Consider the following 20,348-nt stretch of genomic DNA (forward strand, 5'->3'; position numbering starts at 1 on the left):
AAGGCCGAGAGAAACCTCCCCTCTCCCACAGACACTGCCGCCACAGCGTCCTCCCCGCCAACCTCTCCTCCCACTGTCGGGAGCATCAATCCCCCGCTTTTCTCAGCGCCTTTGGCCGGACGAGCCCTTTATATATCCCAGACCAAGAGGGAAACTGATCCGCTGATTGAAAAAGGGGCAATTCCGCCAGAGTTTGGGGAGACCCCCCGCCGTCTTCTCGCCCCCAAAAACGCAAAACCAGCCGCCGATTGGGGATCCTCCTCTTTTCTCCCCCATCGAGCGGCTCCCCCCATCTGAGCAGCCCCTTCTCCCCGCAGCCCCATCATCTCCAGGTGCAAAAGGCAGCGGCCCGTCGCCCGGGGTGTGGGGCGACAGGCCGCTGTCTTTATGGGAACTTATTTTTCCGGGGGGAGGACGATGCCGGGCCACCCCCACTTGATCCGCGCCTCATAGGGCATGAATTCCAGGGCGATCCCCTCCGGTTGGGAGGCGAGAACTTCCAACTGCTGGCTGGAGGTGCCCTTGGCCGCCTCCCCCCGCAGCTCGTAGGTGATGGCGGGCTGCTGGTACTCCGCCCACTTGCCGGCGGGGCCCACATTGGCCTTGAGGGTGACGATGGACGAAGTCTCGCCGTAGGTCTCCACCGTGGTGAAGACCGTCCCGTTAGAGCGCTTGACGGCGCTCAGGCGGTACCGCTGCCCACCCACGGTGAAAGGGGTGTTCAGCTCGATGGTCTCCCCCTCCGCCGGGTTGGGGATGGACACCGCCTCGCCGGCGGTGGCGTAGACGGTCTCCGCCAGGTTGTCAAAGGTCATGTACCAGACCTTGGGGGTGCGGTAGAAGAGCTCGTAGAGGGAGGGGACCCGCTTGAGGGTGTAGAGGGACAGGCTCCTCTCCTCGCTCTGCTCCAGCACGCTCTCCACCGTCTCCTGGGCACGCCAGTTGGTGCCGGCCATCCCCAGGTCGGCCAGGGCGGGGTAGACCATCTGGGTCTCGCCGTCGGACAGGCACTCCACCAGCAGGTTGCGACCGTCTGCGCTGGCCGACTGCACCCGGATCTCCACCGAGCGCCCCCCCTCCAACTGCACCGTCTGCACCGCCTCCGGCTGGTCGGAGAGGTCGATGACCGGCCGCTCCTTCTGCCCGCTGTCGTTCAGGGTGAGGTAGGCGCTCTCGGCCTCCCCGATCTGCCCCACCGGCACCGTGTAGTAGGCGAAGAACTGATCGGCCACCCAGTTGTAGTGGACGTCCACCTGTTCCGGGTCGCTCTCGACGCGCTGACCGCCCACCTCCAGCGCCACCTGGGGGATGTTTCTCTGCAGGTCGATGAGCAGGTAGCTGATCTCCTCGTCGCTCAAGTTGTAGGCCTGCCCCGGGCCCTTGGGGTTGGGGCAGCGAAACACCCGGGTCAACAGGACATACCCTTCGCCGTTTTGCCGGCGAAAGACCGACTCGATGTGGGTCAGGCCGTTTCGCTCCGCCACCTCGGGGATGTCCTGGATCTTTTTGGCGGCCACCTTGCCGGTCAGCGCCAGCGCTGCGGCCGCACAGGCCACCGTGGCCGCGCAGACCGCCAGCACCTGTTTTTTGCTTTTTCCCTTCTTGAGCAGGTTCATACAAACACCCCGTCTTTATCTTCTCTTCTGTCTGCCGTTCACCGTCACAGCGCCGCTGCACTGCCCAAAAGGTTGCGGCACTGGTGGAGCAGCACCACCGGCGCCGGGGCGGTTTTTCCCTGCCAGTCCCACATGGTGCAGGCCACAGCCACCCGGTGGGGACTCCCCCCCTCGGCCGCGGATGTGACCGTCACCCGCCCCCGCCCGTCTAGGGGCTCCCCGTCGAGCCCTGTCACCGGCCCCTCGCAATAGCCCAGGTCGGCCGGTTTGAGGACCAGGGTCGTCTCATCGATCAGCAGGGAGACCGCCGCAATGCCGTCCAGCGGGAGGGTGCCGGCGGCAAAGTTGCGCTTTCCCTTTTCATCCCAATAGCTCCAGAGGGCGTCAAACAGCCTGGGCTGGCTGGCAAAGAGGGTCCACAGGTCCTTCTGGGTGCCGTGATCGCCTAAAGAGATCGACGCGTCTATCATCACCAGGGGGATGCCGCTGGCCAGCACCTTCTGCAGGGCCGCCGGGTCGGCCGGGCCGTTGGCGTCGCTCCCCACCCCGGCCACCGCCCCATTTTCGGTCAGGGAGACGCTCCCCGCCGAAAAGACGACCCGCTGGATGTACTGCGGCAGGTCGGGGTGTTCCTCCAGTGCCCGGGCCAGGTTGGTCAGGGGGCCCAGGCAGAGGATCTGCAATGCTCCCCCCTCCTGGACGGCGGTCTCGTACATCACCTCCCAGGCGGGGCGGGGGTCAAAGTCTTCCTCTCCCCCAAAGGGGAGGACCAGGTTTCCGGCGCCGGTGGGGCCGGTGTCCTCCCCCCAGACGACGGCCTCTCCCGCCGAATTGCGGGTGGAACCCAGAGCCACCGGGCAGTGAAGGTCAAAGTAGGTCGCTGCCGTCAGCCCGCTGCGGCCGGTCTGGGCAAGGGTCCCCGCGCCGCTGCAGAGGGTGATCCCCCGCACGTCCAGCAGCGCTGTCCCGGCGGCCAGGCCGATGGCCAGAACGTCGTCTCCCCCCGGGTCGCAGTCGATGAGGATCGGGGTGCGCCCGGTCAGGGTGGTGGGGATGTTTCTCTGGGGCGAAAAGGCCATCACTCCCACCCAGAGGGCGAGGGCCCCGCAGAAAAACCGCCCCGCCCGCGCCCGCACCGCCTGCGCCAGGCGGCGTCCTCTCTCCCAAAACAACTGCATCTCTCTCTTCCTCTCTGGCAGGTCAGCTCTTTTTTCCAAGTTGGTTCCGGCAGTCAAAAATGGGACCCAATACCGCACATTCTCCAGCGCCCGATGTCCCCACCCGCTGCTCCACCGCCAGGTGACAGTTGGCCTCTTCCTCCCCCGTGAGCCGCACCAGGGTCCGCCCCTCCAGGTCGGCGGGGGTCAGGTAGTCCGCCTCCTCCCAGAAAAACATCCCGCTGGGGAGGTTTGGCTCGACCGGCTCCCTGGTCTCCCGCTCCTTGGTGGGGTCCATCATCCGCATCTGCCCCGCGGGGTCGTAGACGACCACGCTCCTCTCCGGCACCGCCCGCTCCAGCAGCCCTTCCGCCGGGCACAGCTGGGCCGGTGCAAAGCGGTAAGCGCCCTCGTCGAGAACCGCGTAGAGGGCGGCGAGGCCGTACAGGGGCACCCCGCTGTCCTCCCCCCCGCTCTTGTAGATGTTCATGGGGTAGGTCCAGATGGCCCCGTAGAGCTGCGGTTCGCTGGCAAAGGTGGTCCAGTCGTCTTTACAGACCACACTGCTCCCCGCCGCATACCGGTCGTTGCCCACAATGTAGAGGGGGAGACCGCTCGCCAGCACCGCCTCCAGGGCGCCGGGATCTGCCTGGCCGTTGGGGTCGGGGGCGGTCAAGGTCAGGCTGCTCCCCGCACCGCCCGCCGTGTACTCCCCGGCGGCGGTCGCCGCCCGCAGATCGACGCTGCCGGCCGAGACCACCACCCGCTTCAAATAGCCGGGCAGGTCGGGGTGTTCCTCCAGCGCCCGGGCCAGGTTGGTCAGGGGCCCGGTGCAGACCAGCTGCAACTGCCCCCCCTCCTCCACCGCCAGGTCGTAGAGCAGGTCCCAGGCGGGGCGGGGATCAAAGGAGCGCCCGCCCTCCCAGGGGAGGGCCAGGTTGTTGGCGCCGTTGGCCCCTGCGTCCTGCGGCCAGGTGAAGGGGATGCCCCGCACCGTCTGCGCGGCCCCCAGGGCCACCGGGCAGTGAAGGCCAAAGTGGGCCGCCGCCGTGAGGGCATTGCGCCCGGTCTGGGCCAGGGTGCCCGTTCCCCCCACCACCGTGATCCCCCGCACGTCCAGAAGGTCCGCCCCGGCGGCATAGCCCAACATCAACACGTCGTCGCTGCCCGGGTCGCAGTCGATGACCACCGGGGTGCGCTCGGACAGCCCGGTGGGGATGCCCCACTGGGGAGAGAAGAGGAGGAGTGCCGCATAGAGCACCGCCAGCCCCTCGATCAGATGCCGGCGCAGGGCCCTTCGCGGCCCCCGCCGTACGGTTTGCCCGCCTGCCATCTCGCTTCCCCCTTTGCGCCCGGTCTACCAGTATCGAAAGGTCTGCTCCAAAGTCCCGTACAGCTGGGGAACGGGGACCAACTCACCGGCGCCGGATGCCGAGACCCGCCGGTACTTCTCGTCGGTCACCGCCGTCAGGGCCGCCGCCACCCGGCAGTCCCCCTCTCCCTCGACGGGGGAGTATGCCAGCGCCCCCTGCCGCCACTGCAGATCGGCCGGGAGAAAGGAAAAGGCGCTCTCGTCGGTGAGGGCGGCCAGCACCGCCACCCCGCCCAGCTCCAGCGAGACCCGGTCGCTGGTGCCCCCCTGCTCTTTGAGGAAGGAGAGCATCTGCCCGTAGACGGGCTTTGTCTCCCGCAGGTCTTGAAAGAGGGGGCTGATGGTGTCCCTATCTCTCTGCCGAACCGCCGCCATCTCCGCCTGCACCGGGGTCGGCACCACCGTCAGGGGGATGCCGCTCTCCACCACCTCCCGCAGGGCGGTGGGGTCGGCCTGCAGGGCGTAATCGCTCCCGGCCACGGCCGCCCAGTAGGCGCTCTCCCCCTCCTCGTCCAGCCCCCCCTCGGGGAGGGGGAGGCCCGCCCCCAGGGTCACCCCGGCGATCCTCCCCGCCAGGTCGGGGTGTTCGCGCAGGGCGGCGGCCAGGTTGGTGAGGGGCCCCAGGCAGACCACCTGCAGCCGCCCGCCCTCCTCCACCGCCAGGTCGTAGAGGAAGTCGCTGGCGGTGCGGGCGTCAAAGCTGCGGCCGCTGGGGGGCAGGGCGGCCCCGCAGAAGCCGATCTTCCCCCATCGGCTCTCCTGCGTCAACAGGCGGCCGTCCATCGAGGCCCCGGCCCCCAGGGCCACCGGCCAGTCCCGCTCCATCCAGTCCGCCGCCGACAGCAGGTTGCGGGCCGCCTGGGGCAGGGGGACCACCCCGAAACTGGCGGTGATCCCCCGCACGTCCAGGCAGCCGATCTGCCGGGCTATCAGCAGGGCCGTCAGGTCGTCGAGCCCCCCGTCGCTGTCGATGAGCACCGGGGTGCGCTCGGTCAATGTGGCGCCGACGGCCTTCCCCGGCAGCAGCCGCCCGCCGCCGACCACCATCAGCGCAGCCAGGGCGATCGCCGCTGCCGCCGTTCCGATCTTCCGCCCGCGCCGGCGGCCCGCTGTGCCGATCAGTGCCATCTCAAAACCCTCCCGTCGGGGAGATCACCAGTGCCGAAAGGCCTTCTCCATCACCAAAAAGAGCTTGGGGATGGGGATGCGCTGGGTCTCCATCGCCTTGGTCCCCTCGGTCCCCTCTGTGACCTTGGCCCACTTGTAGTCCTCGTCCGTCACCATCTCCAGCTCGCTCGCCACCCGGCAGCAAATTCCCTCGCCGCCCGGGTTTACCACCGGCCCGTACCGCGCCCAGGCGATGCCCCCCTCTTCCACCGTGAAGGCGCTCTCGTCCACCAGGGCGGCCAGCACCGCCACCGCCGAAAAGTCCATTGCAATGCTCGGGCTGCCCTTGCGGTACTCCTCATTCAAGTATTCCTTGGCGCCCGCGTAGAGGGGGGTGGCTTTGCCGGTGTCCTCCAGCAGGGGGGTCAGGGTGTCCCAGCGGTCTTTTTTGCCCGCCTCCATCCCCTCCAGGGCCGAGACCGGCACCACCGTCAGGGGGATACCGCTCTCTACCACCGCCTCCAGGGCGGCTCTGTCGGCCTCCCACAGCAAGTCGGGGTGGGCCCCCACCTCCTCCTGCTCGTGTTTTAACTGGGCCTCTTCCCAGCGCTTGCGCCAGGCCTCCTCGCTCTCGCCCTTGAGCCGCTCCACCTCCACCTCGGGGATGGGGGTGCGGGTGCTCCCCAGGGTGACCCCCGCCAGCAGGCCGGGCAGGTCGGGGTGCTCTTCGATCGCCCGGGCCAGGTTGGTCGCCGGCCCCAGGCAGATCACCTGCAACTGCCCCCCTTCCTCCACCGCCAGGTCGTAGAGGAAGTCGCTGGCGGCGCGGGGGTCGGTCTGTCGGGCGGTCGGCGGCAGAACCGTGCCGTAGAGCCCGTTTTCCCCCAGGGTGCGGATCCCGGCGGGCAGGGAACCGTCGAGGGCGCTCTTGGCCCCCAGGGCCACCGGCCAGTCCTCCCCCATCCACTCGGCCGCCGCCAACAGGTTGCGCCCGGCCTGGGGCAGGGAGACCGCGCCGTAGGAGGCGGTGAGACCCTGCACCTCGAGACGGTCCACCTGTCGGGCCAGCAGCAGGGCCGTCAGGTCGTCGAGTCCCCCGTCGCTGTCGATGACCACCGGCACCCGCCCGGTGAGAGTGGTGTCGATGGGCGCGCCGGGGATGGCGCGGACCACCCCCCACAAAAGCCCCAGGCACACCAGGGCGACCACCGCCGCCAACAGGCCCCGCCGCACTGCCTTTTTGCGCCAGAGCGCCCTGATTCTCTCCCGCACAGCCGCCGCCCCCCTCTGCCGCCTGACGGCGGCCATCTCGCATTTTTCCTAAAATCATTTTAACATGATTGCTTTTCAGTGGCAATTTTCTAGCAAACTTGTAACCAATTGTAATCCTTTTTTAAACTTTGCTGTCTTTTGAAAAACCTCCGCTTTTCTTTTTGTTGAATAGTTATAAACTTTCTTATTTTTGAATATTTTTAGGGTTTTATACTGTATATACAGAGTAAAAACGATATTTTATACGAAATTTCCCCTTGCGTCCTCCCGCAGAAAGAGGTATAATCATGCACATCAAATGAATAATTTGCAAATATCTACAGCAGAAAGGCAGGCGGGCCAGACAGATGGCAGCTAACGGCATTCACAAGCTCTGGGGGGGCCGGTTCCGCGCGGGCGAAGAGGACCTGATGGAGCAGTTCAACAACAATTTCAAAGACACCCACTGGCTCTGCGACCCCGACATCGAGGGCAGCCTGGCCCACGTGGCCATGCAGGTCAAATGCGGCCTCCTCACCGAGGGGGAGGGCGCCCAGCTCACCGAGGGGCTGCTGGGGATACAGGCCGACGTTCACAGCGGCGCCCTGCCCCTGGACGACCGCTACGAGGACGTGCACACCTTTGTCGAGGCCAACCTGATTGACCGGCTGGGAGAGGTGGGGAAAAAGCTCCACACCGCCCGCAGCCGCAACGACCAGGTCAACACCGACATGAAGCTCTATGTCAAGAGGGAGACCGCCCACGTCGTCGAGCTGGTGGAGGCGTTTTTGCAGACGCTGCGGAAAAAGGCGGACGAAAACCCCTACATCATGCCCGGCTACACCCACCTGCAGCGGGCCCAGGTGGTGACCTTTAAATACCACCTCATGGCCTATCACGGCATGTTGCAGCGGGACCGGCACCGGCTGCAAAGCGCCCTGGAAAACATGGACCTCTCCCCCCTGGGATGCGGCGCCCTGGCCGGGACCACCCACCCCATCGACCGGGCCTTCACCGCCGAGAAGCTGGGCTTTGCCGGGGTCTACGACAACTTTATGGACGGGGTCAGCGACCGCGACTACCAGCTGGAGGTCCTGGCCGCCTTCTCGATCTTGATGATGCACCTCTCCCGGCTGGCCGAGGAGATGATCCTCTGGGGCACCCAGGAATTTGGCTTTGTCACCCTGGACGACCGCTACACCACCGGCTCCAGCATCATGCCGCAGAAGAAAAACTCCGACGGGGCCGAGCTCATCCGGGGCAAGACCGGGCGGGTCTACGGCGACCTGCTGGCCCTCCTCACGGTGATGAAGGGGTTGCCCCTGGCCTACAACAAGGACATGCAGGAGGACAAGGACCTCTTTCACGACGGGCTGGAGACCGTCCTCCTCTCCCTGACCATGATGGAGCGGATGGTGGCCACCCTCACCGTCCACCCCGAAAAGATGCGGCAGGCGGTCTCCAAGGGCTTTCTCAACGCCACCGAGGTGGCGGACTACCTGGTGGCCAAGGGGGTCCCCTTCCGGGATGCCCACGGCATCGTCGGGCAGATCGTTATCTACTGCGAGGACCGGCAGACGAGCATCGAGGAGCTGACCCTTTCGGAGCTCAAGCAGTTCTGCCCCGCCATCGGGGAGGACATCTACCCCTATATCGACTACGAGAACATCCTGCACAAGGGCATCAAAAAGGAGATGCTCTGAACCGCCGCCCTGGCAGAAAGGAGGAAGCGCGGGTGAAACTGAAATTCATCAACCCCGATTCGGGGATGAGCCGGGCCGAACTCGCCGCCCGCGAGGCCCTTCTCTCCCGGGCGGCGGGCCCGGACACCGCCATCTCGATGGACTGCCCCCAGCGCACCCAGGTCTGCATCGACTCCGACCTGGACGTGGCGGTGGCCGCGCCCGAGATCGTGCAGATGGCCCTGCAGGCGCAGGCCGACGGGTTCGACGCCGTCTGCCTCTACTGCTTCTCCGACCCCGGCTTGTCGGCCTGCCGGGAGCTGCTGCAGATCCCGGTGGTGGGCGGGGCCCAGGCCTCCCTGGCCCTGGCGGCGCAGCTGGGGCACCGCTTCTCGGTCCTCACCACCGCCGCCGGCCGCATCCCCCAGAAAGCCGCCTTCGTCCGCGCCCTGGGCTTTGGAAATGCGCTGGCCTCGGTGCGCAGCGCCGAGCACGGCCCCAACGAGGGGCGCAGCCCGGCCACCGACGGCGCCCTGGTCAAGAAGCTGGCCCAGACCTGCCGAAGATGCGCCGAGGAGGACGGGGCCGACACGGTGATCCTCGGCTGCTTAAGCTTTGCCGGGCTGGGGGCGCAGGTCTCCGCCCTGGCGGGGCTGCCGGTCATCGACCCGGCCTTCACCCTGGTGGGCACCGCGGAGCTGCTGGTGCGCCAGGGCCTCTGCCACAGCAAGCTGGCCTATCCCCTCCCACCCCGGGCAATTCGCGCCTGGTCGGGCGGGACAATTGATTAAATAAAGAGAGAAAGAGAGAGGAATCGACTATGAAACTGAAAAAAGTATTGGCTGTCGCCCTGGCGGGCGTTTTGACCCTGGGGGCCCTCAGTGGCTGCGGCACCGACAAGAGCGCCGGCGGCGACGCCGGAAGCGACACCAGCGGCAAACCCCTGGCGGGCAAGCACTTCACCATCGCCATGAGCGCCTCCTTTAAAAACTTTGAGACCGTCACCGTGGACGACAGCGGCAAGGAGGTCTACGAGGGGCTAGACATCGACTTTCTCAACCAGATGGCCGAGGACATGGGCTTCACCTACGAAATTACCAACATGCAGTTTTCCGGCCTCATCGGCGCCCTTCAGTCCGGCCGGGCCGACTTCGTCCTCTCGGGGCTGACCGCCACCGACGAGCGCCGCAAGAGCGTTGACTTCTCCATCGGCTACATCGAGAGCCGCGACGCCTTCCTGGTGAGCAAGGACTCGGGCATCAAGACGGTGGAAGACTTGAACGGCAAAAAAATCGCCTGCTCCACCGGCACCTCTTACGAGACCACTGCCCGCAAAGTCCCCGGCGCCATCGTCACCACCTTTGACGGCCAGCCCGCCGTGCTGGCCGAACTCAAGAGCGGCCGGGTGGACGCCATGTGCACCGACGGCTCCCTGCTGCAGGGCTTCATCAACGACAACCCCGACCTGGACGGCTTCATGATCCCCAAGGACAGCGAGATCAACAAGGACGTGGACAAGGAGTTCGCCATCGCCTTCCCCAAGGGCTCTGACCTGATCGAGGCCTTCAACACCGAGATCAAGGCCCTGCAGGACAGCGGCAAGATGGACGAGATCGTCACTAAGTGGCTGGGCGAGGCCTATATCGGCGAGTAACCCCTTCCCTTCCCCCCTACACCAAAAAGGCAGACTACGGCGCCGGCCGCCGTGGTCTGCCTGCGCGAAAGGAGAATCCCCATGAATCTGGACTTCGGGATCATCCCCAAGTACCTGCCCATGTTTTTCCGCTCCATCGGCGTCACCATGCAGGTGACCCTGCTCTCGCTGCTGGTGGGCTTTGTGCTGGCCATCCCCCTCACCCTCTGCAAAATCTCCCGCAGCCGCATCCTCCGGGGCTTTGCCCAGTTTTACACCTCCATCTTCCGCGGGGTGCCCCAGCTGGTACAGCTGTTTCTGGTCTACTTCGCCGTCCCCCAGCTCTTTGCCTACAAAATCACCGCCCTGCAGGCGGCGGTGCTGGCCTTCGGGCTCAACTCGGCGGCCTTCCTCTCGGAGAACCTGCGGGGCGGGGTGCTGGGGGTCGATGCCGGGCAGAAGGAGGCCGCCCAGGCGCTGGGGGTCTCCTACCCACAGATGATGTGGGATATCGTCTTTCCCCAGGCCATCAAGAGCGTGCTGCCCAGCATCATCAACGAGATCATCAACCTCCTCAAGGGCACCTCACTGGTAGCCACCATCGGGATGGTGGAGATCATGCGCACCGCCCAACTGGTGATGAACGCCACCTACCGCTCCTTTGAGCCCTTCTTGGTGGCCGCCCTCATCTACTACATCATCGTGACCATCCTCAACTTCATCGCCAAACGCATTGAAAGGAAGGTGCGCAAAAGTGATCAGCGTTAAGCATGTGAGCAAGGACTTCGGCGAGCTGGGGGTCCTCAAGGACGTCTCCCTGGACATTCAAAAGGGGGAGATCGTGGCCATCATCGGCCCCTCTGGCTCGGGCAAATCCACCCTGCTGCGGTGCATGAACCTGCTGGAAACCCCCACCTCCGGCCAGGTGTTCATCGACGGGGTGGACATCACCCAGAAAAAAGTCGACATCCTCTCGGTGCGGGAGAAGGTGGGGATGGTCTTTCAGCACTTCAACCTTTTCCCCCACATGACGGTGCTGGAGAACATGACCTATGCCCCCCGCAAGGTGAAAAAGGCGGACAAGAAGGCCGCCGAGAAAAAGGCGTTGGAACTGCTGGAGCGCGTCGGCCTGGCCGACAAGGCGATGGTCTACCCCGCCACCCTCTCGGGCGGGCAGAAGCAGCGGGTGGCCATCGCCCGCGCCCTGGCCATGGACCCGGAGGCCATCCTCTTCGACGAGCCCACCTCCGCCCTGGACCCGGAGATGGTCAAAGAGGTGCTGGGGGTCATCAAGGGGCTGGCCGACACCGGCATCACCATGGTGCTGGTCACCCACGAGATGGGCTTTGCCCGGGAGCTGGCCGACCGCATCTGCTTTCTCGACGAGGGCCGCCTGATCGAGGACGCCCCGCCCGAGCGCTTCTTCTCCAGCCCCAAATCCCCCCGCGCCAAGGAATTTTTGGAGAAGGTGCTGTAAAAATCGCCGCACGAAAGGACGGTCCATCTATGCAAATCAAATGGCCAAACGGCTGCAAAAGCGCCGCCATGTTCACCTTTGACCTGGACGGCGACATCATCTGGCAGAACATGTCCGCCGACGAGCCCCACGCCGACCAGCTCATCCGCGCCCGCTCCATCGGCCAGTACGGCCCCAACCGCTGCGTCGACATGATTTTGGACCTGCTGGACAAATACGGGGTCAAGGCCACCTTCTTTGTGCCCGGCTATGTGGCCGAACACAACCCGGCGGTCATCCAAAAAATCGCCGCGGCCGGACACGAGATCGGCAACCACGGCTACACCCACGAGCGGTTTGTGGAGAAGAGTCGGGAGGAGCAGATCGAGATCATCGAAAAGACCCAGAAAATCATCAAAGAGATCACCGGCAAGGCCCCGGTGGGCTTTCGCACCCCCTCGGGCGACTGGGCGGTGGAGACCCCCTACCTGCTGGAGGAGCGGGGTTTCTCCTACTCCAGCTCGATGCGGGGGGACGACCGCCCCTACCACACCGTGCTCGACGGGCGGGTGACCGACTTCATCGAGATCCCCTCCAAGTGGGAGCTGGACGACTACGTGGCCCAGGCTTACAGCATCTACCCGGCCGAGCCCGCCGGCCTCGACCGCATCTCCTGCTACCGCAACGTGCAGGACACCTATCTGCGGGAGTTTCGCGGCTACCACCGCTACGGCCTCTGCATCTCCTTTTTGATGCACCCGCAGATTTCCGGCGCCCCCGGCCGCAACCTGATCCTGGAGGAGATTTTGAAGGAAGTCACCTCCCAGCCCGACGTCTGGATCGCCACCGGCGCAGAGATCGCCGACTGGTGGCGCGCCACCTACCCCACCGACCCACAATAGGAGGAATGGCAGATGTACACCGAGACAATGACCTGGCCCCAGGGCAAGCGCTGCGCCGCCCTCATCACCGTCAACCTGGACGCCGAGTACTTCTGGCTGCAGCTCGACCCGGCGGCCAAAGAGATGCCCAAGACCCTCTCCATGGGCCAGTACGGCATGCTGCGGGGGGTGGACCGGCTGCTGGACGTGCTGGCGCGCTACCAAATCAAAGCCACCTTCTTCTGCCCCGGCAAGGTGGCGGAGGAGTACCCCGACAAGCTGCGGCAGATCGCCGCGGCCGGCCACGAGATCGGCTGCCACGGGTACGAGCACGAAAACCTCTCCCTCTTCTCCGCCCAGGAGCAGCGCCGGCGGCTTGCGCGGGCGGTGGCCGCCATCGAAGCCGTCAGCGGCCGGCCCTGCCGGGGCTTTCGCGCCCCCGAGGGGGACCTGACCCTGGAGACCCTCGCCATCGCCAAGGAGTTGGGGATGGTCTATTCCAGCGACCTCTTTGACGACGACCGGCCCTACTACCTCCCCCTGGCCCAGCCGGGGGAGGAGATCCTCGAGATCCCCATGCAGTGGGCCAATTTCGACTTCCCCTATCTGGCCTTCAACTACCGGCCGGCCTTTCCCTTTGGGCAGGGGCGGGTGTCAAACTACACCAACATGCTCTCCAACTGGAAAGACGAGTTCCTCGGCCACTACAACCACGGTCTCTGCTACGTGATGCAGCTGGACCCGCAGACCATCGGCAACCCCGGCCGCACCGCCGTGCTGGAGGAGTTTTTCGACTACGCCACCGCCATGGAGGGGGTCTGGTTTGCCACCGGCAGCGAGCTGCACGCCTACTGCGAAGAGGCCCTCAAACAATAGAGCTCCCCCCAAAGAGAAGAGGGGCCGGGGAAGACATCTCTTCCCCGGTCCCTCTCTCATTTTGCCCCTTTACAGCTGTCCCTGAAAATAGGCGGCGATCTCCTCCATCCGGCTCTCCTGCTTGACGTGGAAGGGACAGCGGGCCTCGCAGTGGCCGCAGCGCAGGCAGGCGTCGGCCTTCAGCGAGAGCTTTTGGTAGTGCCCCGCCGCCAGCACGTCCCCCGCCCGGGCCAGGTCGTAGTACTTGTTGATCAGCCCCACGTCGAGCCCCGCCGGACAGGGCTGGCAGTGGTTGCAGTAGACGCAGACCCCCTCGGCGTTCGGCGGGGCAAAGGCGCTGATGGCCGAGTAGTCCCGCTCCTGTGCGCCGGCGTCCAGGTAGGCCAGCACTGCCTGCAGGTCCTCCTCCCCCCGCACCCCGGGGAGGACGGTGAGCACCCCCGGCCGGTCCAGGGCGTACTGGATGCACTGGGTCTTGCTCAGGGCCCGGCGGAAGGGGGAGGTCCTCTCCCCCAGCAGCTGCCCGCCGCCAAAGGGCTTCATCACCGAGATGCCGACCCCCTCCCGCTCGCACTCCCGGTAGAGGCGGCTCCGGTTCTCGGCGCTGCCGATGCCGTAGGTGCCGGTGGAGTAGTCGTAGGCCGGGTTAATGCTGAACATCACCATGTCCACCAGCCCCGTCTCCAAAAAGCGGCGGACGATCTCGGGATTGTGGGAGGAGAGGCCCAGGTGGCGGATCACGCCGGCTGCCTTGAGGGCTTTCATATAATCCCAGAGGCCGCCGCTCAGCACCTGATTGCAGTCGTCCTCCTCGTCGATGCAGTGGACAAACCCCATGTCGGTGTAGTCGGTGCCCAACAGCCGCAGCTGTTCCCGAAAGCTCTCCTCGATCTTTGACTGCTCCCGGGTCCAGCCGTACCTGCCGCCCTCGTACACCGCGCCGAAATGCATCTGCAAGAGGAGCTTCTCCCTTCGCCCGGCAAAGGCGCGGGCATAGCAGGGGTAGGGCTTCCCCTCCGAGGCGGCCATGTCAAAGTAGTTGATGCCCGCCTCAATGGCCCGGTCGACGGTGCGCTCGATCTCCTCCTCGCTGCCGGCGTGGATCGAGCCCATCCCCAGGCCGATGACGCTGATTTTTTCGCCGCCGTGGGGCAGCGCTCGGTACTGCATTGTTGCCATCTTCTGTTCCTCCCTGTGCAAAGGGCCTGTCAGGCCCGCACCTTTGCGGCGAAATCGGCCATCGCCTCAGAAATTTTGATTTGCTGGGGGCAGACCACCTCGCAGCTCCTGCAGCCGATGCAGGCGCCCGGCTGCTTTTCCGCCGGCAGGGCCGACAGGGCCATGGGGGCCAAAAAGCCGCCCTCGGTAAAGCTGTGCTCGTTGTAGAGGGACAGCAGCGAGGGGATGTCCAGCCCCTGGGGGCAGTGGCTGGTGCAGTAGCGGCAGGCCGTGCAGGGCAGGACCTTGCGCTCGAGCAGGCCGTCGGCCACCTCCAGCAGGGCCTTCATCTCCCCCTCGTCCAGGGGCCGCTCCTGAGAAAAGGTGCGGATGTTCTCCTCCAGCTGGGCGGGACTCGACATCCCCGACAGGGTCACCACCACCTCGGGCAGGGTCTGCAAAAAGCGAAAGGCCCAGGCCGGGACCCCCTCGTCGGGGCGCAGGGCCCTCAGCCGCGCGGCGCTCTCCTCCGGCAGGGCGGCCAGCCGACCGCCCCGCAGCGGCTCCATCACCCACACGGGGATCTGGTACTCCGCCAGCAGCGCCACCTTGCCCTTTGCATCCTGGAAGGTCCAGTCCAGGTAGTTGAGCTGAAGCTGGCAAAACTCCACCCCCTCGCCGCAGGCCTCCAAAAAGCGGCGCATCACCGCGCTGCTGCCGTGGGCCGAAAAGCCAAGGTGCCGGATCCGCCCGGCGCGCTTCTGCGCCATCAGGTAGTCGTAGATGCCGTACTGCCGGTCCAGATAGGCGTCGATGTTTATCTCGCAGACGTTGTGGAAAAGGTAGAAATCAAAGTACTCCACCCCGCACTTCTCCAGCTGCCGCTCGAAGATCTCCTCTACCCTGCCCATGTTGGCCAGGTCGTACCCGGGGAACTTGTCGGCCAGGTAGAAGCGCTCCCGGGGGTACTTCTGCAGCGCCCGGCCCAGCACGATCTCTGACTGGCCGTCGTGGTAACCCCAGGCGGTGTCGTAGTAGTTGACCCCCTGTTCCATGGCAAAGTCCACCATCTGGCCGGTCTGGGCCTCGTCGATTTTTCCGTCCTCCCCGCCGATGGTCGGCAGGCGCATGGCGCCCATCCCCAGCGCCGACAGTTGCAGGTCCCCAAATGCCTTGTAGATCACGGTCTCTCTCTCCTCTCAACAGGGCGGCCCGCCGCTGCCGGGCCGCTTTTTTTCACCTTACACCCTGGAGTCCACTCTAAGTCAAGGGGGGATCCCCCCTTTTTTTCCGCCGCGCCTTGACAGGCTGTCCCGGTGTGGGGTATGGTGAGAAAAAGCGCCCCTCTGGGCGCGAGAGGAGCAAACGAGATGCGCAAGACCGCCGTTTTGTTGATTGCCCTGCTCTGCCTGGCGCTGCCGGGCTGCACCAAGACTGCCAGCACCCAGGAGGAGATGGTGGCGCTGGCCCGCCCCCACCTCCCCATTGCCGAGAGCGAGGCCGCCACTCTGCGGGCGGTGGGGCAGGCCAACCGGGAGGGGATGTCCCTCCTGATCCTCGCTGTGGGGGAGGGGGAGGACACCGCCTACTTCCCCGTCAGTTTCAGCCGGAGCGGCAGCGGCTACGCCTTTTCCGCCCTGGAGGAGGGGGAGCTGACCCGGCGCGCCCCGGGCTGTTACAGCTACCGGTGGCAAAACGGGCTGGTGCTGCTGGTGGACAACCCCTCCTGCGTCCGCGTCGAGCGGAGCGAGGGGACAAAGGGGACAACTCGCACCTCTAACAGCTTTGACACCACCCCCAAGATCATCTTCGATGCAGAGGCCTTCTCCGCCACCGACGGGGGCGGGAGCGAGCCCCCCTACCGCTGCCGCTTCTTTGACGCGCAGGGGCAGGAACTGCAGTGATTTTGTGTCGCAGAGAAGGGGCCCACCGCGGTGGGCCCCTTTTCTCTTTTCTATTTTGCGGCGCCCTCGGCCGACAGGAAGCCGCCCTTTTCCAGTCGCTGGCGGATGGGGTAGGCCACCAGGCAGGCGACGGCGATCTTTCCCGCGTCCCCCGGCAGGAAGGGGACCACCCCCGCCAGCAGTGCCTGGCCAAAGGTCAGGTGCATCTGCATCCCCAGCCAGAGACTGCCGAAGACATAGCAGAGCAGGTTCCCCGCCACCATGGCCACCGGGTAGAGCCAGACTTTTCCCGGCGCCCGGTCCACCAGCCAGCCGGTGGCGGCGGCGCAGAAGATAAAGCCGATGATGTAGCCCCCCGTGGGGCCGAAGAGCTTGTCCGCCCCGCCGGTGAACCCGGCAAAGACCGGCAGTCCCACCAGCCCCACGGCAATGTAGACCAGGGTGCCGACGGTCCCCCGCCAAAAGCCCAGGCAGGCCGAGCAGAGGACGACCGCAAAGCTCGCCAGAGAGATGGGCACCGGGGTGAAGGGCAGGGGGACGGACAGGGGGGCCAACAGGGAGATGATGGCCGCGGCCAGGGCGGTGAGCACCAGCTCCCTGGTCTTGGACGATTGACGCATGGGAATTCCTCCTCAATGTAAACTGTATTTTGCATTTTAAGTATACATCGATTTTTTCCTCCATTCCATCCGCAGATGAAACAGCCTTTCCCGCCCGCCCCTATTGTAAACTATTTATAGTATACAAAGTTTACAGCAGAGGAAAAAGGAGCGCCCCGCCGGGTTCGGCGGGGCGCTCTTCAGGTCAGGCGCCGTCAGGGGAAGAGTTTGTCCAGGTCAAAGGTCTGGCCAAAGGTGGGCAACAGCTTGGGGATCTCCCCGGTGTCCAGCAGTTCGGGGTGGTTGCCGTGCAGGGGGGCCACCAGCTTGGGGGCGGCCAGCTTCACCATCCGGGTGATCTCCCGGGGGATGGCGTGGCCAAAGGTGCCGTGGAAGTGGTAGCGCACTCCAAAGTCGTCCAGCCAGGCGTGCAGGATCTTGTCCCCCGCAAAGAGGGGGTTGCCGTCGGCGTGGAAGTAGTGGGAGGGGACGCCCTGCTCCCCGGTGCGCTCCAGCTCGGCCATGATGGGGGTCTTGGGGTAGATCAGGTAGAAGACGTAGTCCTTTTTGTGGTGGACGATCTCCCGCAGGCTGACCGTCCCGTAAGGCAGGCCACTGGTGTCCTCCCCCTCAAAGAGGCGGATGGCGTCGGTCTCCCCCAGCACCGGGTCCCCCTCCAGGTGGCTCAGCCCCTCGGTGGCGGCGGTGTGCCAGAGCAGGGCGGTGGCCCGGTCGAGCACCAGGGTGCGGCCGCACTCCTTGGTGACCTTGATAAAGTCCGCCACCCGCTCCACATTGCGGCAGAGGATGTTCAGATAGCACAGCCCCTGGGCCCCCTGCAACATCTCCCGGTAGAGGCCGGGCAGCTCCAGCTCCTTCTGGGGCAGCTGCTTTTGCCAGAGGGTCTCCTCCTTGAGCTGGGTGGTCTCGGTGATGATCATGTCCAGGTGCTGGGCGGCCATGTCGGCAAAGAGCCGCTCCACATAGTCCCGGTGGCGGCCGTGGGTCCGCCAGTCGCCGGTGTAGAGGATCTTGTGCCCCCCGGCGGTGACCAGGAGGGCCGACGCGCCGGCGATGTCGTGGTCGGTCTCCCGCAGCTGGATGTGAAGGTGCTCGCCGATTTGGCGCTCCTCCCCGTCGGCCAGGCCGATGACGTTCGCCCTGGTGCCGTACCACTCGCCGCTGGCCACCACCCCGTCATAGACCGAGACCGAGTCCCTGTGCATGTACAGGTCCACCTGTTCCCCCAAAAAGGGGAGCAGCTCCATGTGGTCTTGGTGGATGTGGCTGACAAAGGCCGACACCCGCTTGTAGCGGGGGAACTGCATCCCGTCCCAGGCGTTTTGGATCACGTCCTCATAGGACAGATCCCCCAGGCAGTCCGGGTCGTAGAGCTCAAAGACCGGCGGGGCCTTGCGGGTCAGCAGGTGTTGGCGCAGCCCTCGGGGCAGCTCCATGTGCACCGCCGGGTTGAGCCAGTCGTAGTGGGCCGAGGGGCGGGCGCCGTAGTCAAAGAGGATGGCGTCCTCCCCACAGCCGATGAGGACGTGGGTGCCGCCGATGGTGTTGAGACCCGAGAAAAAGGTGATGGTGGGGCGCATGGCGTCTCTCCTTTCTGCCGCTTAGCGGGCCAGCCGGCGCAGGGTGTCGCAGAGCTGGTCGAGGGTGGTCAGCCGGGCGTCCCACTGCACGTTGTCGTGGATCTCATAGGGGGACATGCAGATGGTCTTCCCCCCGAACTTCTTGATGGGCGAGAGGTCGTTGAAGGTGTGGTCGCCGATGGAGAGCATCTCCTCCGGCCGCACGCCGGTCTCTTTTAAGATCTGGGGCAGCAGGGTGTCCAGCCCGTAGGGCTTGTTGGTGCCGTACTTCACCTGGTAGACTCTGTCCAAAAGCCCCAGTTTGCGAATAAAGCCCTCGGCCCCCACCTGCTGGGTGTTGGTGAAGATGTAGGTCTTTTTGCCGCTGGCGGTCACCTGGCCCACCGCCTCTTTGATGTCCTCGTGCAGATGCATGGCAAAGGGGCCCTCCAGCATCTCCTCGCGCACCTTCAAAAAGCACTCGGTCCCCCGGGCGCGGGGGATCCCCATCCGCTCGCCGATGAAGAAGGTCACGCTCCAGGCGTCGCCCATGTAGGTAAAGTGCTTGTTGTGGTCGAAAAACCGCTCCTCAAAGCCGTCGCTGCGCCGGTTTTCCACCGGAGTCACAGCAAACAGCTCCTCCACCGTCTCGCAGTGCAGGTTGGCGTCGGTCTCGTAAAAGTGTCCCAGTTTCAGGGGCAGCTGCCCCCGGATCAGTTCAAAGCACTTGGCGGTGATGTCGTCCTCCCGCCCCTGCCAGCGGGTCCCCTCGGCCAAATAGGCCACGTTGCGGGCGATAAAGCCCTCGTCCTGGTACAGGGTGCCGTCCATGTCCAGGATGACGACCTTGCAGTCCCCCAAAAAATCCATCTTCAAAGCGTACTCCTCCTCGCCGCCCCCGGCAAAATCAAACGAGCAGCCGCATCTGTCCCTCTAAAAGCCCCGCCTCCTGGGGCACAGGTCTCGCACATCTGCCGCTGCTTCGGTGAAATCACCCGGTGGTTTTGTATTGATTTGCCTCTATGATAAAACGTTTTTACAAGAAAAGCAAGGTCTCATTTGCACAAAGGCGCTCCCCCTCTTTTGTCGATTTGGGGCAGCTGCGCCGCCCGCATATCTCCTCTGTGGGCGGGCCATACTCTCCCTGTAAATGAGCAAAAGGGGGAAATGGCCCGTGAAACGCAGCACCCGTCTTTTCTGGCAGAGTTTCAGCCTCACCTTCCTCGCCCTCATCGCGGTCTTTGCCCTGGCCTTTGGGCAGCTGGTGCAAAAGCCCGCCCTGGAGGAGCGGGAGCGGCAGGCCCAGGTGGTGGAGGCAAACTACGCCTCGGGCACCAATCTGCTGCTCTGCCTGCGGCCCGAGGAGCGCAGCCTGCCCGACGCGTTTTTGCTGGTGGGGATCAATGGGACCAAGCGGCAGCTGGCCTTGACCGTCCTCCCCCCCTGCTGGAAGGTGTCCTTTGCCAACCGGGAGGACAGCCTGCAGCAGTGTTACGGCTACGGCGGCGCCATGGAGTGCATCTCCTCCCTGCAGGCCCTCACCGGGCTGCGCATCGACTACTACGCCGACTTGACCGACCAGACCCTGGCCGCCATCCTCGACGAGGTCGGAGAGCTGCCCTACAGCGTGGCCGAAGACATCTACCGCTACGACGAGACAAGCGGCCTGCTCACCTTCAAGCTGCCCTACGGCCCCCAAGATCTCAGCGGCGACAAGCTCACCGGCTACCTGCGCTACACCAAGCTGGAGGGGGACGAGAAGGAGACCCTGCGCCTGAACCTCTTCAAGGCCTACCTGGACCGCTATCTCACCGCCCAGTCGGTGGCGGGGATGTCCCAGTGGTTTGCCCGCTGGTCGGGCCAGTGCAAGACCAACATCACCTCGGTGGCCTGCCTGCAACTGCAAAAGGAGCTGACCGAGGCCCTCTCGGGCCAGCCCAAGACCATCACCGCCCCCCAGATCTTTTACAGCGGCGGGCGGGACTACGACCCCACCCAGGACAGGATGCTGCTGAAAAACTACTTCCGCTAGGCGGCAAAGAGAAGGGCCCGGACAGATGTCTGTCCGGGTCCTTT

19 protein-coding genes are annotated in these 20,348 nt (G+C 65.2%); 9 read left to right on the forward strand and 10 right to left on the reverse strand.

What is annotated here, in order from left to right:
• Nucleotides 1-395: 395 nt before the first annotated feature.
• The 5 genes from ACTNAU_RS03845 to ACTNAU_RS03865 are packed head-to-tail and all read right to left on the reverse strand — an operon-like array spanning nt 396 to nt 6,524.
• Nucleotides 396-1,616 carry a hypothetical protein gene (locus tag ACTNAU_RS03845; RefSeq protein ID WP_441097605.1) on the reverse strand — a complete coding sequence of 407 codons (1,221 nt, stop codon included), beginning with the start codon at nt 1,614-1,616 and terminating at the stop codon, nt 396-398.
• Between the two features lie 44 nt (nt 1,617-1,660).
• Nucleotides 1,661-2,794 carry a nucleoside hydrolase gene (locus ACTNAU_RS03850; protein WP_441097607.1) on the reverse strand — a complete coding sequence of 378 codons (1,134 nt, stop codon included), beginning with the start codon at nt 2,792-2,794 and terminating at the stop codon, nt 1,661-1,663.
• A 22-nt stretch (nt 2,795-2,816) separates the two neighbouring features.
• Nucleotides 2,817-4,106 (reverse strand): nucleoside hydrolase, encoded by a 1,290-nt coding sequence (locus ACTNAU_RS03855; RefSeq protein WP_441097608.1) that lies wholly within the window; start codon nt 4,104-4,106, stop codon nt 2,817-2,819.
• Between the two features lie 24 nt (nt 4,107-4,130).
• Entirely contained in the window at nt 4,131-5,273 is a 1,143-nt protein-coding gene (locus ACTNAU_RS03860) for a nucleoside hydrolase (protein ID WP_441097609.1), read from the reverse strand.
• A 24-nt stretch (nt 5,274-5,297) separates the two neighbouring features.
• The gene (locus ACTNAU_RS03865) at nt 5,298-6,524 is read right to left on the reverse strand and encodes a nucleoside hydrolase (RefSeq protein WP_441097610.1); all 1,227 of its coding nucleotides are present in this window, start codon (nt 6,522-6,524) and stop codon (nt 5,298-5,300) included.
• 347 nt (nt 6,525-6,871) lie between these two features.
• On the opposite strand from ACTNAU_RS03865, the gene argH reads away from it, so the two are divergent.
• From argH to ACTNAU_RS03900, 7 genes are all read left to right on the forward strand, one after another.
• Entirely contained in the window at nt 6,872-8,206 is a 1,335-nt protein-coding gene (gene argH, locus ACTNAU_RS03870) for an argininosuccinate lyase (protein WP_441097611.1), read from the forward strand.
• A gap of 32 nt (nt 8,207-8,238) precedes the next feature.
• Nucleotides 8,239-8,976 (forward strand): aspartate/glutamate racemase family protein, encoded by a 738-nt coding sequence (locus ACTNAU_RS03875; protein WP_256136068.1) that lies wholly within the window; start codon nt 8,239-8,241, stop codon nt 8,974-8,976.
• Between the two features lie 29 nt (nt 8,977-9,005).
• Complete coding sequence (locus ACTNAU_RS03880; protein ID WP_441097612.1) at nt 9,006-9,839, forward strand: transporter substrate-binding domain-containing protein; 834 nt, start codon at nt 9,006-9,008, stop codon at nt 9,837-9,839.
• A gap of 81 nt (nt 9,840-9,920) precedes the next feature.
• Nucleotides 9,921-10,586 (forward strand): amino acid ABC transporter permease, encoded by a 666-nt coding sequence (locus ACTNAU_RS03885; RefSeq protein ID WP_441097613.1) that lies wholly within the window; start codon nt 9,921-9,923, stop codon nt 10,584-10,586.
• Complete coding sequence (locus ACTNAU_RS03890) at nt 10,573-11,295, forward strand: amino acid ABC transporter ATP-binding protein (RefSeq protein ID WP_441097614.1); 723 nt, start codon at nt 10,573-10,575, stop codon at nt 11,293-11,295. Before ACTNAU_RS03885 ends, ACTNAU_RS03890 begins: the two co-directional genes overlap by 14 nt.
• Before the next feature lie 29 nt (nt 11,296-11,324).
• Entirely contained in the window at nt 11,325-12,176 is an 852-nt protein-coding gene (locus tag ACTNAU_RS03895) for a polysaccharide deacetylase family protein (protein WP_441097615.1), read from the forward strand.
• Nucleotides 12,177-12,188: 12 nt separating this feature from the next.
• Entirely contained in the window at nt 12,189-13,031 is an 843-nt protein-coding gene (locus tag ACTNAU_RS03900) for a polysaccharide deacetylase family protein (protein ID WP_021658131.1), read from the forward strand.
• Nucleotides 13,032-13,100: 69 nt separating this feature from the next.
• Here the strand turns inward: ACTNAU_RS03900 and ACTNAU_RS03905 are convergent, their stop codons facing one another.
• Nucleotides 13,101-14,210 (reverse strand): aldo/keto reductase, encoded by a 1,110-nt coding sequence (locus ACTNAU_RS03905; RefSeq protein ID WP_441097616.1) that lies wholly within the window; start codon nt 14,208-14,210, stop codon nt 13,101-13,103.
• Between the two features lie 29 nt (nt 14,211-14,239).
• On the reverse strand, nt 14,240-15,373 hold the full coding sequence (locus ACTNAU_RS03910) for an aldo/keto reductase (protein ID WP_441097617.1): 1,134 nt from the start codon (nt 15,371-15,373) through the stop codon (nt 14,240-14,242).
• Nucleotides 15,374-15,559: 186 nt separating this feature from the next.
• Between ACTNAU_RS03910 and ACTNAU_RS03915 the strand changes: the two genes are divergently transcribed.
• On the forward strand, nt 15,560-16,093 hold the full coding sequence (locus ACTNAU_RS03915; RefSeq protein WP_441097618.1) for a hypothetical protein: 534 nt from the start codon (nt 15,560-15,562) through the stop codon (nt 16,091-16,093).
• A gap of 50 nt (nt 16,094-16,143) precedes the next feature.
• Here the strand turns inward: ACTNAU_RS03915 and ACTNAU_RS03920 are convergent, their stop codons facing one another.
• The 3 genes from ACTNAU_RS03920 to ACTNAU_RS03930 form a co-directional block, all read right to left on the reverse strand.
• Nucleotides 16,144-16,713, reverse strand: a complete 570-nt coding sequence (locus ACTNAU_RS03920) for a biotin transporter BioY (RefSeq protein ID WP_441097619.1) — start codon at nt 16,711-16,713, stop codon at nt 16,144-16,146.
• Nucleotides 16,714-16,907: 194 nt separating this feature from the next.
• Nucleotides 16,908-18,293 carry a hypothetical protein gene (locus tag ACTNAU_RS03925; RefSeq protein WP_441097620.1) on the reverse strand — a complete coding sequence of 462 codons (1,386 nt, stop codon included), beginning with the start codon at nt 18,291-18,293 and terminating at the stop codon, nt 16,908-16,910.
• 21 nt (nt 18,294-18,314) lie between these two features.
• The gene (locus ACTNAU_RS03930) at nt 18,315-19,142 is read right to left on the reverse strand and encodes an HAD family hydrolase (RefSeq protein WP_243164415.1); all 828 of its coding nucleotides are present in this window, start codon (nt 19,140-19,142) and stop codon (nt 18,315-18,317) included.
• A 304-nt stretch (nt 19,143-19,446) separates the two neighbouring features.
• On the opposite strand from ACTNAU_RS03930, the gene ACTNAU_RS03935 reads away from it, so the two are divergent.
• Nucleotides 19,447-20,304: an LCP family glycopolymer transferase gene (locus ACTNAU_RS03935; protein ID WP_441097621.1), complete on the forward strand. Its 858-nt coding sequence runs from the start codon at nt 19,447-19,449 to the stop codon at nt 20,302-20,304.
• Nucleotides 20,305-20,348 lie beyond the last annotated feature (44 nt).

Origin of the sequence: Bittarella sp. HCP28S3_D9 (genome assembly GCF_052065655.1) — a bacterium.
Lineage (GTDB): Bacteria > Bacillota > Clostridia > Oscillospirales > Ruminococcaceae > Bittarella > Bittarella massiliensis.